12 protein-coding genes and 1 pseudogene are annotated in these 12,209 nt (G+C 67.9%); 6 read left to right on the top strand and 7 right to left on the bottom strand.

Annotation, left to right across the window (positions count from 1 at the left end):
• Positions 1-21: 21 nt before the first annotated feature.
• The 4 genes and pseudogenes from P2T65_RS09475 to P2T65_RS09460 all read left to right on the top strand — a co-directional run bounded on the left by P2T65_RS09475 (position 22) and on the right by P2T65_RS09460 (position 3,721).
• Positions 22-372, top strand: coding sequence for a phasin family protein (locus P2T65_RS09475; protein WP_055458077.1), 351 nt, complete (start codon positions 22-24; stop codon positions 370-372).
• Between the two features lie 355 nt (positions 373-727).
• Positions 728-1,018 (top strand): annotated as a pseudogene (gene clpS, locus P2T65_RS09470) (ATP-dependent Clp protease adapter ClpS); the annotation flags it as partial.
• Between the two features lie 13 nt (positions 1,019-1,031).
• A complete protein-coding gene (gene clpA / locus P2T65_RS09465; protein WP_071923890.1) occupies positions 1,032-3,527 on the top strand; it encodes an ATP-dependent Clp protease ATP-binding subunit ClpA in 2,496 nt (831 codons plus the stop codon).
• Between the two features lie 65 nt (positions 3,528-3,592).
• Positions 3,593-3,721: a hypothetical protein gene (locus P2T65_RS09460; RefSeq protein WP_276199658.1), complete on the top strand. Its 129-nt coding sequence runs from the start codon at positions 3,593-3,595 to the stop codon at positions 3,719-3,721.
• 20 nt (positions 3,722-3,741) lie between these two features.
• Here the strand turns inward: P2T65_RS09460 and P2T65_RS09455 are convergent, their stop codons facing one another.
• From P2T65_RS09455 to P2T65_RS09435, 5 genes are all read right to left on the bottom strand, one after another.
• Positions 3,742-5,736: a methyl-accepting chemotaxis protein gene (locus P2T65_RS09455; RefSeq protein WP_055458079.1), complete on the bottom strand. Its 1,995-nt coding sequence runs from the start codon at positions 5,734-5,736 to the stop codon at positions 3,742-3,744.
• Between the two features lie 139 nt (positions 5,737-5,875).
• A complete protein-coding gene (locus tag P2T65_RS09450; RefSeq protein WP_071924475.1) occupies positions 5,876-6,304 on the bottom strand; it encodes an HIT family protein in 429 nt (142 codons plus the stop codon).
• 53 nt (positions 6,305-6,357) lie between these two features.
• Positions 6,358-7,698, bottom strand: coding sequence for a GNAT family N-acetyltransferase (locus tag P2T65_RS09445; RefSeq protein WP_276199657.1), 1,341 nt, complete (start codon positions 7,696-7,698; stop codon positions 6,358-6,360).
• Between the two features lie 69 nt (positions 7,699-7,767).
• Complete coding sequence (locus P2T65_RS09440; RefSeq protein ID WP_055458081.1) at positions 7,768-8,511, bottom strand: glycerophosphodiester phosphodiesterase family protein; 744 nt, start codon at positions 8,509-8,511, stop codon at positions 7,768-7,770.
• 10 nt (positions 8,512-8,521) lie between these two features.
• Positions 8,522-8,992 carry a RidA family protein gene (locus P2T65_RS09435; protein ID WP_055458082.1) on the bottom strand — a complete coding sequence of 157 codons (471 nt, stop codon included), beginning with the start codon at positions 8,990-8,992 and terminating at the stop codon, positions 8,522-8,524.
• Between the two features lie 243 nt (positions 8,993-9,235).
• Here P2T65_RS09435 and P2T65_RS09430 point away from each other — a divergent pair, with 243 nt between their 5' ends.
• Together P2T65_RS09430 and P2T65_RS09425 are read left to right on the top strand one after the other, a co-directional pair.
• A complete protein-coding gene (locus P2T65_RS09430; protein WP_276199656.1) occupies positions 9,236-10,069 on the top strand; it encodes a cell envelope integrity EipB family protein in 834 nt (277 codons plus the stop codon).
• Between the two features lie 8 nt (positions 10,070-10,077).
• A complete protein-coding gene (locus P2T65_RS09425; protein ID WP_055458084.1) occupies positions 10,078-10,446 on the top strand; it encodes a DUF1232 domain-containing protein in 369 nt (122 codons plus the stop codon).
• Positions 10,447-10,490: 44 nt separating this feature from the next.
• Here P2T65_RS09425 and P2T65_RS09420 read toward each other — a convergent pair whose 3' ends face one another.
• Together P2T65_RS09420 and P2T65_RS09415 are read right to left on the bottom strand one after the other, a co-directional pair.
• Positions 10,491-11,801, bottom strand: a complete 1,311-nt coding sequence (locus tag P2T65_RS09420; protein ID WP_186437978.1) for a DNA polymerase IV — start codon at positions 11,799-11,801, stop codon at positions 10,491-10,493.
• A gap of 92 nt (positions 11,802-11,893) precedes the next feature.
• Positions 11,894-12,208 (bottom strand): DUF3572 domain-containing protein, encoded by a 315-nt coding sequence (locus tag P2T65_RS09415; protein ID WP_082464695.1) that lies wholly within the window; start codon positions 12,206-12,208, stop codon positions 11,894-11,896.
• Between the last annotated feature and the right edge of the window lies 1 nt (position 12,209).

Raw genomic sequence — 12,209 nt, 5'->3', positions numbered from 1 at the left:
TCTCGTGGCGCCGAAGAGGACATGTTCGCTCAGTTTGACGATCTGCAGAAATTCGGCAAGGAACAGATGGACGTTGCCATGAAGGCTTTCGGCGCTGTCTCCAAGGGCGCCCAGGCGATTGCCGTGGAGGTTGCCGACTATTCGAAGAAGAGCTTCGAGCAGGGCAGCGCCACGGTCGAGAAGCTCGCCGGCGCCAAGACGCTGGACAAGGCCTTCGAGATCCAGTCGGCTTATCTCAAGAGCGCCTACGAAGGCCTCGTCGCCCAGACGAGCAAGCTCGGCGAGCTCTATGCCGACCTCGCCAAGGAAGCGGTGAAGCCCTACGAGGGGCTCTACGCCCGCGCGCAGACCGTCGCGACCACCGGCAAGTGATACCGGCGGCGGCCGGCGCCGCCGATCGATTTATCCTCCCACCTCGAGGCCCGGCCGCGTGCCGGGCCTTTTTCGTGCGCGTTGCCCGGGCGACCGCAGGTGCAGGACCTGCTGCCGCCGTCGTTGTTTTTTGATCCGCACACGGCGCCGGACGCACTGGCGAAGCATCTCGCCGGGCATTAGATTAGTCTGGCGCGCCGTCGGGGCACGCGAGAACGGATCGAGCGCGGGATCATTTGCGGACACGATGCCGACAGGGACTGGGAAGCTGGACGAGCGGGCCGTGAGGCCGACGACGGGCATGACGGAGCGCCGGCGTGGCGGATTGCGTCCCTCACAAGGGAACGATGGTCCGGGTTCGGCGCTTCTAACGAAAACCAAGCCGCGGACGAAGCGGCCCAGCATGTATCGCGTGCTGCTGCTCAACGACGATTACACGCCGATGGAGTTCGTGGTGCACGTCCTGGAGCGCTTCTTCAACAAGGCCCGGGAGGACGCTACCCGGATCATGCTGCACGTGCATCAGAACGGCGTCGGGGAATGCGGCATCTTCACCTATGAGGTTGCCGAGACCAAAGTGACCCAAGTGATGGATTTTGCAAGGCAGCACCAGCACCCGCTGCAATGCGTCATGGAAAAGAAATAGGGGAGAGATCCTTTTGCCCACCTTCTCCCGCAGTCTCGAACAGGCGCTTCACAGGGCGCTGGCCTTCGCCAACGAGCGCCACCACGAGTACGCGACGCTCGAGCATCTGCTGCTTGCCCTGGTCGACGACCAGGATGCGGCTGCGGTGATGCGTGCCTGCAATGTCGATCTCGAGATGCTGCGCCGCAATCTCGTCGAATATGTCGATACCGAGTTGACCAACCTCGTCGCCGACGGGCGCGAGGAATCGAAGCCGACCGCGGGTTTCCAGCGGGTCATCCAGCGCGCCGTCATCCATGTGCAGTCCTCGGGCCGGGAGGAGGTCACGGGTGCGAACGTGCTCGTCGCCATTTTCGCCGAGCGCGAGAGCCACGCGGCCTATTTCCTGCAGGAGCAGGACATGACGCGCTACGATGCGGTCAACTACATCAGCCATGGTATCGCCAAGCGAGCCGGTCTGTCGGAGACGCGCGCGCCGCGCGGTGCCGACGAGGAAGGCGAAGGGCGCTCGTCGAGCACCGACGAGGCGGAGGGGCAGCGCAAGAAGAAGGGCGATGCGCTCGAGGCCTACTGCGTCAACCTCAACAAGAAGGCACGCGAGGGACGTATCGACCCGCTCATCGGCCGAGAGGGTGAGATCCAGCGCACCATCCAGGTGCTGTGCCGCCGGCACAAAAACAATCCGTTGCTCGTCGGCGATCCCGGCGTCGGCAAGACGGCCATCGCCGAGGGGCTCGCCCGCAAGATCGTGATGGGCGAGGTGCCGGAGGTGCTGGCCGATGCGACGGTCTTCGCCCTCGACATGGGCACGCTGCTCGCCGGCACGCGCTACCGCGGCGACTTCGAGGAGCGCCTCAAGCAGGTGATGAAGGAGATCGAGCAGCATCCCGACGCGATCCTCTTCATCGACGAGATCCACACGGTGATCGGCGCCGGGGCGACCTCCGGCGGCGCGATGGATGCGTCGAATCTGCTGAAACCTGCGCTCGCCTCCGGCACGCTGCGCTGCATCGGCTCGACCACCTACAAGGAGTACCGCCAGTACTTCGAGAAGGACCGGGCCCTGGTGCGCCGCTTCCAGAAGATCGACGTCAACGAGCCGAGCGTCCCTGACACCATCGCCATCCTCAAGGGGCTGAAGCCCTATTTCGAGGAGTTCCACAAGCTGCGCTACACCAACGACGCCATCAAGGCGGCGGTGGAGCTGTCGAGCCGCTACATCCACGACCGCAAGCTGCCGGACAAGGCGATCGACGTCATCGACGAGACCGGCGCCTCGCAGATGCTGGTGCCCGAGAGCCGGCGCAAGAAGACGATCGGCGTCAAGGAAATCGAGACGACCATCGCCACCATGGCGCGCATTCCGCCCAAGACGGTGTCGAAGGACGATGCCGAGGTGCTGCAGCACCTCGAGGAGACCCTAAAGCGCGTCGTCTACGGGCAGGAGCGGCCCATCGAGGCGCTGTCGGCCTCCATCAAGCTCGCCCGCGCGGGGCTGCGCGACGCCGAGAAGCCCATCGGCTGCTATCTCTTCGCCGGCCCGACGGGCGTCGGCAAGACCGAGGTGGCGCGCCAGCTGGCGGCGACGCTCGGCGTCGAGCTGCTTCGCTTCGACATGTCCGAGTATATGGAGCGGCACACGGTCTCGCGGCTCATCGGCGCGCCGCCCGGCTATGTCGGCTTCGACCAGGGCGGGCTGCTGACCGACGGTGTCGACCAGCACCCACACTGCGTGCTGCTGCTCGACGAGATCGAGAAGGCCCATCCCGACCTGTTCAACATCCTGTTGCAGGTCATGGACCACGGCAAGCTGACGGACCACAACGGCAAGCAGGTCGATTTCCGCAACGTCATCCTCATCATGACGACGAATGCCGGCGCCGCGGATCTCGCCCGTCCGGCCTACGGCTTCACGCGCACCAAGCGCGAGGGAGACGACCAGGAGGCCGTCAACCGCCTCTTCGCGCCGGAGTTCCGCAACCGCCTCGACGCGATCATCTCCTTCGGCCATCTGCCGAAGGAGGTGGTGGCGAAGGTGGTGGACAAGTTCGTCCTGCAGCTCGAGGCGCAGCTCGCCGACCGCAACGTCACCATCGAGCTCAGCGACGAGGCGCGCGAGTGGCTGGTGGACAACGGCTACGACGAGGCGCTGGGCGCTCGCCCGATGGCACGGCTCATCCAGACGACGATCAAGACGCCTCTCGCCGACGAGGTGTTGTTCGGGCGCCTGAAAAATGGCGGCGCCGTGCGCGTCGTCGTCGTCACCGACGAGACTGGCACGCGCAGCCTTGGCTTCGAGTATCCGGAAGGGCCGGTGACGCCGAAGCCCGAAAAGGACGTGGCCGATGCCGCCAAGCGCCGCAAGGTGAAGCGGGGCTCGACAAAGCCGGTCCGGAAGGTGCAGAAAGGCCGCAAGCCGGGTGGTGGTGAGACAGGAGGGCGGGGCGGCAAGGGCGGCCTGCCGGCGCCGGTCAGCACCGTACCCAAGGTCCCGCTCGTCAGGGGTTGAAGGTGGCAAGCTGGTTTCAGCGTAGACGGGAGCGCCGGCGTCGCCGCCAGCGCACCGAAGAAGTGATGTCCTGGTTCTTCCTGCCGATCATCGTGCTGATCAGCTTCTTCCTTGGCTCGCTCGTCTGGGACCAGGTCAGCGATCCCGCACAGGCCCTGATCAAGGCCGTAGCGAGCGGCGACCTGCTGCGCTGAAGCGTCCTCCTCGCGCCGCGTCAGGCGGCGCGCACATCCTCCAGAAAGGCCGAGATCGCGCGCTCGATCGTTTCCGTCTGGTCCGCCAGGCGGTCGGCGAGGGCGTCCACGTCGCGCGCGGCCGTGCGGGTCGCCTCGGCGGCTTCGGCAACGCTTCTCATGGCCCCTGCGCCGGTGGCCGCCTCGCCCGAGGCGCGATCGACGTTGTCGGCGAGTGCGCGAACGACCCTTTCCTGCTCACGCACGGCGTCCGACACGGTTCCCGCCATGGCGGCCATCTCCACGATGATCGCGTTGACATGGCCGATAGCGTCCACCGCCGTGTCGGATACGGCCTGGATGGCGGCGATCTGGCTGCGGATCTCCTCGGTCGCGGATGCGGTCTGGCTGGCGAGGGTCTTCACCTCGGAAGCGACAACGGCGAACCCCTTGCCGGCTTCGCCCGCGCGAGCCGCCTCGATCGTGGCGTTGAGCGCGAGCAGGTTCGTCTGGTTGGCGATGGCGAGGATCAGCTTCACCACCTCGCCGATGCGATCGGCAGCCGTGGCGAGGTTCTGGACGGTCTCGACGGTCTCGGCAACCTCATCGCGGGCGCGCCCGGCAACGGTTGTCGAGCGGGCGGCCTCCTCGGTGATGCGATCGATCGACTGAGCGAGCGTGCCCGTTGCCGTGGCGGCCGAGGACACGTTGTCGGAGGCCACCGCGACCGCGCTGTCTGCCTCGCTGATGCGTCCGGCCGCCTCGCGTGCTGTGGCGTCAAGCGCATCCGAGGCCGTCCGCAGTTCGGCCGCGGCACGGCGCACCTCGACGAGGCCTGCCTTGGCGGTGGCCTCGAAGCGGGCGATCATCGCCTCGATCTGGGCGGCGCGCTCGTCACGCCTTGCCTGTTCCGCCGCTTCCCGCGCCGTCAGGGCGTCACGCTCCAGAGCATTGTCGCGGAAGACGGCGACGGCTGCCGCCATGCGGGCGATCTCGTTGCGCCCGGGCACGGCGGGGATAGCGATTCCGGTGTCGCCCGCGGCGAGGCGCTGCATGGTCATCGCCAGCCCGTCGAGCGGCCGGCTGATGCTGCGGCCGATCAGCCAGGAGAGGGCGAGGCCGATCACCGCCGAGGCGGCGATCGTCGCGAGGACGACATTGGTCGTCGCATCTGCGATGCGCTGGAGGCGCTGCGTCGCGGCGGCCGATCCACCCAACGCCGTCTGTACGATGGCGGCGACGGCCGGGTCGATGACGTCGGTGGAGAGGGCGAGCTGATCGCCGACGCGCACGAAGAGATCGCGCTTCTCCTGCCAGCTGTCCACCGTGGCGCGGTAGGTCTTCAGGCCATCTACGAGCCCGGCGCGCAGCTCCGGCGTCAGCGTCTCCGCCCGGGCGAGGAGGCGCTCGACGCGGCCGAGCGCAACTTCCATCCGGCCGCGCTCTGTGTCGCCGCCTGTCAGCAGATACTCGCGCTCCGCCCTGCGCAACTGGTCGAAGGCGACGATCAGCCGGTTGAGCTCGGGATCCGGATTGTCGCGCGCGAAATCGACGAGCGACTGCTCCATTGCCTTGGCGGCTGCCTGGAGGTTGCCGCCGAGCCCGCTGTCCGGGCTCGTGCCGAGATCGTTCACGAGGCCTGTGACGGTTCGAAAGGAGGTCTGGACGGCGGTAAGCGCCTTGCCGAGTTCGTCGATCCTCGCGCCAAGGTCGCCGGCCATTGGCAGGGAGCGCAGGGTGGCGAGGGCTTCGGTTGCCTGACGCGCCCCCTCGTCGAACTTGCGCGCGACGACATCGGTGCGCACGCGCAGGTAGTCCTTGACGTCGCCTTCGACCCGCAGCGTCGCGGCGCGGAAGCTCTCGGCAGCGTGGGCAAGATCGGCATAGGCGTCCTTTTCGGCGAGTGCCGCCTCGATCTGCGCGTTGCTCGCGGCGTAGATGGCGCCGATGGTGGCAAAGCCGATGAGGGCCGTGAGGCTGAGGGCGGCGATCCGCATGCGGATCGAAAAGCTGTGGAGCCAGGTTCGGGGCAGCACGCGTCACCTCGTCGAATGGTCGGCACACGGGGCGTGGCTGCCATTCTCGAGTGGCTGGCTGGCGCGAGGCTTGTCCTGCGAGAGACGGGTGGCCTCTGCCCGACAGCGGCCACCGTTCGTGCGGTTCGTCGGGAGGGAATCAGCCAGCGGCGAGGGCCCTGCGGATGCGCTCGGCGTGGGCCTTCAGCGTCTCAGGCGGCGCCATCTCGCCGGTGTGCGGCCTGAGGGGCACGTCCTTCCAGCGCGGCAGGACGTGGACGTGGATGTGAAACACGACCTGGCCGCCGGCGCTCTCGTTGAACTGCTGAATGGTGAGGCCCTCTGCGTCCATGCCGGCCTTCACCGCCCGTGCCACCTTCTGCACACTGATCGCGAGCCGGCCGAGATCCTCGGCGGGGATGTCGAAGATGTTGCGGGCCTCGACCTTGGGGATGACGAGCACGTGACCGTCGGCCCGCGGCATGATGTCCATGAAGGCAAGCGTGTGCTCGTCCTCGTAGACGCGCTCGCACGGCAGTTCGCCGCGGAGGATCCTGGCGAAGATGTTGTTGGGGTCGTAGCTGCTCATGCCATCCTCATGGGTCATCGACGGTGCAGGTTTGGCGAGCACCGCCTCCAACGTCAAGCACCGAGCGCGCGTGCCCCTCGACCTTCGTGCCGGTACGGCAGTTCCTCGGCGAGGGCCTCCATCTCCGCTTCGATGGCGATCCGCTCGCGCGCCAGATAGTCGGCCACCGCCCGGCGCAGGCCGGGATGGCCGATGTCGTGCGCCGAATAGGTGAAGGTGGGCTTGTAGCCGCGGGCGAGCTTGTGCTCGCCCTGCGCCCCGGCCTCCACGCGCGTGAGGCCGCGCCGAATGGCAAAGTCGATCGCCTGATAATAGCAGAGCTCGAAGTGCAGGAAGGGGTGATGCTCGATGGCGCCCCAGTTGCGGCCATAGAGGGTGTTGGCGCCGATGAAGTTGAGCGCCCCGGCGATGTAGCGGCCGCCCCGCCGGGCCATGACGAGGAGGATCCTGTCCGCCATGTGCTCCCCGACGAGGGAGAAGAAGGCGCGCGGCAGGTAGGGCCGGCCCCATTTGCGCGAACCGGTGTCCTGGTAGAAGTCGAAGAAAGCGTCCCAGTGGGCTTCCGTGATGTCGCTGCCCGTGAGCGGCTCGACGGCGATGCCGGGGCCGAGCGCATCGCGCCGCTCGCGGCGGATAGCCTTGCGCTTGCGGGCGGACAGGGCGCCGAGAAAATCCTCGAACGAATGATAGCCTTCGTTGGGCCAGTGGAACTGCCGGTCGGTGCGCAGGAGGAAGCCCTCTTCACCGAGGAAGCGCCACTCCTCCTGCGGCAGGAAGGTCACGTGCGCGGACGAGGCACCGATCTCGCGTCGCAATGCCCTGAGGCCGGCGACGAGGCCCTGGCGCGCGGCGTCCGCGCCGGGGCCGGGCCGCGCGAGAAGGCGCCGGCCGGTTGCCGGCGTGAAGGGCACGGACAGCTGGAGCTTCGGGTAATATTGCCCGCCGGCGCGCTCGAAGGCATCGGCCCAGCCGTGGTCGAAGACATATTCGCCGAGCGAGTGCGACTTGCCGTAGCAGGGCGCCACGGCCCGCACGGTGCCGTCCGGTCCTTCGACCGCGAGGTGAAGCGGCGTCCAGCCCGTGCGCCCGCCGACAGCGCCGGATTCTTCGAGGGCGGACAGGAAGGCATGCGAAATGAAAGGGTTATCTGAATCGTGCTGAGAAACCGATTCAAGAGTGGCGGTGCCGCGGCCGGCGCAGGTCCGGTCGTCGTCAGGGGTACGAAAAGTCGCGTTGCGGAAATCGGTTGCCGGTGCTGATTGATCTGCCGGTTGAGGTTCCTGTGCGGCGCCCTGCGGGTTGGCGCAGGCGTCCCAGTCCGCAGCGGCGATGGCGGAGATCGAGGGAGCGACGCGGACGATGAGGCCCGCGTCGTCGTCGGCTTTCGTCGTCATCGGCTGCGGCGGCTCGCGAATGGGGTCATGCCGCTAAGTTATGTGCGCCAGCCGCCGGCCGGTAGGGTCTCAGGGTACGAAACCCTCGAAGATCATCTGGTCGGCATATTGCATGGCTGTTTCCCTGTCCTCGGGCGTGCGCACGGTCCAGGTCAGCACCGGCATGCCGAAATAGCGCGCCATGTTGGGAGCAGCATGCGGCAGGTCCTTCACGTGCCAGGCAATGAAGTCGGGTCGCGAGTGTTCCATGTGCAGCAGATGGCCTAGGCTCTTCTGCATGGCGGCCGGCAGGCGTGCCCATTCGCCGTGGTCGTAGTTCGCCTCCGCCGTGATGCCGCGCGGGCGCCCCGGCGCAAGCTCGGCGAGCGCCTCGACGATGGCCGGATCGAAGGACATGAGCGCAATCGGGTCGTCCCGGCCGGCAACCACCTCCGCGACCCGCCGCGTCAGGGCGAGGTTACCGTCGAAGCCGCTCTTGATCTCGACGACCACGGGCACGCGGCCGCCGACGAGATCGAGAAAGTCACCCAGGGTCGGAATACGGTCGTCGCTGTCGCGGAAGACGATGCCCGCGAGCGCTGCGGCCGTGCGGGTGTCGATGCGGCCGCTCTCGCCGGTGAGGCGGTCGAGCGTGAAGTCATGGAAGACGACGGCCTCGCCGTCCGCCGTCAATTGCACATCGCATTCAATGGCAAAGCCGCGCGCGACGGCGGCAAGGGCCGCGCCGGGCGTGTTCTCGAGCACGCGGTCGGCGACCACGTGCAGCCCACGGTGCGCCACGGGCTGCGCCGTGAGCCAGGAGGGAGCGGGCATGTGTCGTTCCTCAGGCGACTTCGAAGATGGCCTCGACCTCGACGCAGGCGTCGAGCGGCAGTTCCGCGACGCCGACCGTCGAGCGAGCATGGCGCCCGGCCTCGCCCAGCACCTCGACCATGAGGTCGGAGGCGCCGTTCATGACCCCGGCGAGGCCGGCGAAATCGGGCGTTGCATTGATGAAGCCGCCAAGGCGCACGCAGCGCTTGATCTTCGAGAGGTCGCCGAGGGCGGCGCGGGCCTGCGCGAGCAGATTGATGGCGCACAGCCGCGCCGCCTCCTTGCCGGTCTCGGGCGAGATGCCAGCGCCGAGCTTGCCCTTGTGGGCGTCGGCGAGCTTGCCGTCGAGACCGAGGCAGAGCTGGCCGGAGATGACGAGGAGATTGCCCGTGCGCACATAGGGCAGGTAGTTCGCGACGGGGGCCGCCGGCGTCGGCAGCGTGATGCCGAGCTCGGCGAGGACGGCGTCGATGGTGCTCATCATCTGTCTCCGAATGTGAATGCCTCGCCCGGCCCGGGCGTCGACCGGGCAAGGTTGTTGCCGATCCGCCGTCATGTCGCAAGTCCGACGTGTGGCAAGCGCCGGCCGAACGCCGTCGTCCGTGCGCGATCCCGATCACGCGGCATTCTCGGCCTCTGTTGCCTTGACCGGTGGGGGCCGCAGCCGTCTAATCAGGACGCCACGACGGAACGATGCCGGCAAGACGCGGCAGTGGAGAATTGCATGAAGGTTTGTCTCGGCACGCTGCTGGCCCTCGGCGTGAGCCTCGGTCCGGTCGCGGCCGCCTCGACGGTGATGCCGCTGGCGCCGCACCGCGTCGTCTATGATCTTACCTTGCTCGCAAGCAAGGGATCGCGCGGCGTGGAGGCCGCCCGCGGGCGCGTCGCCTTCTCCTTCACCGGCAACACCTGCGAGGGCTACGCCCTGACATACCGACAGGTGACGGTGCTCGAAGGCGGGGACATTGGCCAGCGCACATCCGACCTGCGGACCACGACCTTCGAGGACGGCAAGGGGGCGAGCTTCACCTTCAAGACCGAATCGACCTTCAGCGGCGCGCCGGCCAAGCTCGTCGACGGCCAGGCGGAACGGGAGGCGGCGGATGGCCTCGTTGTGCGCACCCGCGCACCGAAACGCGACCGCTTTTCGCTCGATGGCGAGGTGATCTTCCCGACCGAACACCTGCGGCGCATCATCGCCGCTGCCAAGGCCGGCGATACGCTGATCGAGGCACGGGTGTTCGACGGCTCCGATGACGGCCGGCAGATCTACGACACGCTCGCCATCATCGGCCGGCAGAAGGGGGCGGACAACACCGCGAGCCTTGAGGAGGCGGCACGGCATGCGGCGCTGAAGGACATCTCCCGCTGGCCCGTGAAGATCAGCTACTTCACCAAGGAGGGGGAGGGGGAGCGCACGCCGCGCTACCAGCTCTCCTTCGAGCTCTACGAAAATGGCATCAGCCGCGACCTCGTGCTCGACTACGGCGACTTCTCCCTCAAGGGCGAGATGAAGACCCTGGAAATGCTCGAAACGCACCCCTGCGGGGTGCCCTGAGACCTCGAATGGCCGGCGGGCTGCGGCAGTGGGCACGCGTCATCAAGCGGGATGTGCATGCGCTTCATCTCGCCGGCCGCGACCCGCGCGTGCCGTGGTGCGCCAAGGCTCTCGCGCTCCTCGTTGCGGCCTATGCGCTGTCGCCGATCGACCTGATCCCGGACTTCATCCCGGTCCTGGGCTATCTCGACGATGTCATTCTGGTGCCGCTCGGCATCCTCGCGGTCGTGAGGCTGATCCCGCCGGGAATCATGGCCGAGCACCGGGAACTGGCGGCTGCGGCCCTGGAGCGGCCGGTGAGCCACGTCGCAGCGGTCGCCATCGTCTGCCTGTGGATCGCGTCCGCAGCGCTGGTGGTTTGGCTGGTGTGGCGTTAGCCCCAATCGCCGGACGCGCCTGCTCCGGCGCTCCCTGCGGCGCGTCAGCGCCGGCTGTCACCCCTCTTGTCCGCCGGCCTGCCGGTTTCGACGGCAAAGCCGATGCCGCGCACGACGGCAGTCCTGCCAAAGCGCTCGCGCAGACTGTCTACCGCCTTCTCCATCCGGGCGAGGCGCACCGATTCCGTGTCGGCGAGGTCGCCCACATCCGCCAGGGCGGAATCGCACAGGTCCGTCGTGCCGATGCCGATGAGGCGAAAGGCGGTGCCGTCGCACTCGCTCGTCAGCATGGGCGCCGCGATGTCGAAGAGCCGGCGGGCGAGCTGGGTCGGCGCGATGCCGGAGCGCGAGCGCGTCCTGGTGCGGAAGTCCGCGGTCTTGAGCTTCAGCGTCACGCTGCGCCCGGCGAAGCCGGCCTTCTTCAGCCTGAGCGACAGCTTCTCCGACAGGCGCCAGAGGATCGGCGCCAGCGTCTCCACATCCCTGATGTCGCGGTCGAAGGTCGTTTCGGCGGAGATGCTCTTGGTCTCGCGCACCGGGTCGACCTTGCGCGTGTCGATGCCGTGGGCGAGGCGGTGCAGCCTCAGGCCGTCCTTGCCGACGAGGGCGACGATCTCGCCCGCGTCCCGGGCCCGGACGTCGTCGATGGTCCTGAGGCCGGCGCGTGCCAGGCGCTCCTGTGTCGCCGCCCCGATGCCGTAGATGATGGAGACCGGCTTGCCGGCGAGGAAGGGCGCGACATCCGCCTCGCCGATGATGGAGAAGCCGCGCGGCTTGTCGAGGTCCGACGCGATCTTGGCGAGGAACTTGTTGACCGACAGGCCGACGGAGATGGTGATGCCGAGCTCGTCCTCCACGCGCCGGGCGAAACGCGCGAGCGTGACGGCCGGGCTCGCCTTGTGCAGGCGCTCGGTGCCGGTGAGGTCGAGGAAGGCCTCGTCGATCGACAACGGCTCGACGAGCGGCGTCATCTCCAGCATCAGGCGGCGCACCTCGCGCCCGACGCGGACGTATTTCTCCATGTCCGGCTTGACCACCACCGCATCGGGGCAGGCCTGCAGCGCCTTGAACATGGGCATCGCGGAGCGCACCCCGTAGGTGCGCGCGATATAGCAGGCGGTCGAGACGACGCCGCGCTTGCCGCCGCCGATGATGACCGGTTTGTCGCGCAGCTCCGGCGCATCGCGCTTCTCGATGGTGGCGTAGAAGGCGTCGCAGTCGACATGGGCGATGGAGAGCCGGTCACGCTCGGGATGGGCGATGACGCGCGGGCTGCCGCAAGCGGGGCAGCGCGGGCGCGGCGGCGCCGTCGCGCTCAGGCAGTCGCGGCAGAAGATGTTCGGCGCGTCGGCCATGATGCAAGCCCCGTGCCCGCCCGAATCCGGCGGGAGAGCATCATCCACCGGCCCTGCCCCGTCGGCAATCGGCAACAGGCTGCCACTGCCCTTCACTGCTCTCTGGCTGTGTCCGGATCGAGGGTGGCCCGGGCGCGTGCAACCTCCTCGGGAGCGAGGTTGTTGTTGGCCGCGAAGGCGAGCAGCAGCGATTCGTCGGCGAGCAGATGGTCAAGGACCGACAGGAGAAAGCGCGGTTCGGCCGCCGCGGCGCGGATGTTCTCCGGACCGAGCCCGGTGAGGGCGAGGAAGCGTCCCAGCCGCTCGGGATCGGCCGCCAAGAAGGAAAGGGCGGTGATGGCGCAGTTTTCCGCCTGCGCTGCGGACAATGACTTGTTCGGCCGCATTTCGTGGATCAGATTTGCCATT

Origin of the sequence: Chelatococcus sp. XZ-Ab1 (assembly GCF_029309855.1) — a bacterium.
GTDB lineage: Bacteria > Pseudomonadota > Alphaproteobacteria > Rhizobiales > Beijerinckiaceae > Chelatococcus_A > Chelatococcus_A sambhunathii.
This window is presented reverse-complemented; position numbering and strand designations above follow the sequence as displayed.

Excerpts from the sequence above, each read along its gene's own strand:
- P2T65_RS09475 (WP_055458077.1), top strand. The coding sequence starts at position 22 with ATGTTCGCTCAGTTTGACGATCTGCAGAAATTCGGCAAGGAACAGATG.
- P2T65_RS09460 (WP_276199658.1), top strand. The coding sequence starts at position 3,593 with ATGTCCTGGTTCTTCCTGCCGATCATCGTGCTGATCAGCTTCTTCCTT.
- P2T65_RS09450 (WP_071924475.1), bottom strand. The coding sequence starts at position 6,304 with ATGAGCAGCTACGACCCCAACAACATCTTCGCCAGGATCCTCCGCGGC.
- P2T65_RS09445 (WP_276199657.1), bottom strand. The coding sequence starts at position 7,698 with ATGACGACGAAAGCCGACGACGACGCGGGCCTCATCGTCCGCGTCGCT.
- P2T65_RS09440 (WP_055458081.1), bottom strand. The coding sequence starts at position 8,511 with ATGCCCGCTCCCTCCTGGCTCACGGCGCAGCCCGTGGCGCACCGTGGG.
- P2T65_RS09435 (WP_055458082.1), bottom strand. The coding sequence starts at position 8,992 with ATGAGCACCATCGACGCCGTCCTCGCCGAGCTCGGCATCACGCTGCCG.
- P2T65_RS09430 (WP_276199656.1), top strand. The coding sequence starts at position 9,236 with ATGAAGGTTTGTCTCGGCACGCTGCTGGCCCTCGGCGTGAGCCTCGGT.
- P2T65_RS09425 (WP_055458084.1), top strand. The coding sequence starts at position 10,078 with ATGGCCGGCGGGCTGCGGCAGTGGGCACGCGTCATCAAGCGGGATGTG.
- P2T65_RS09420 (WP_186437978.1), bottom strand. The coding sequence starts at position 11,801 with ATGGCCGACGCGCCGAACATCTTCTGCCGCGACTGCCTGAGCGCGACG.
- P2T65_RS09415 (WP_082464695.1), bottom strand. The coding sequence starts at position 12,208 with ATGGCAAATCTGATCCACGAAATGCGGCCGAACAAGTCATTGTCCGCA.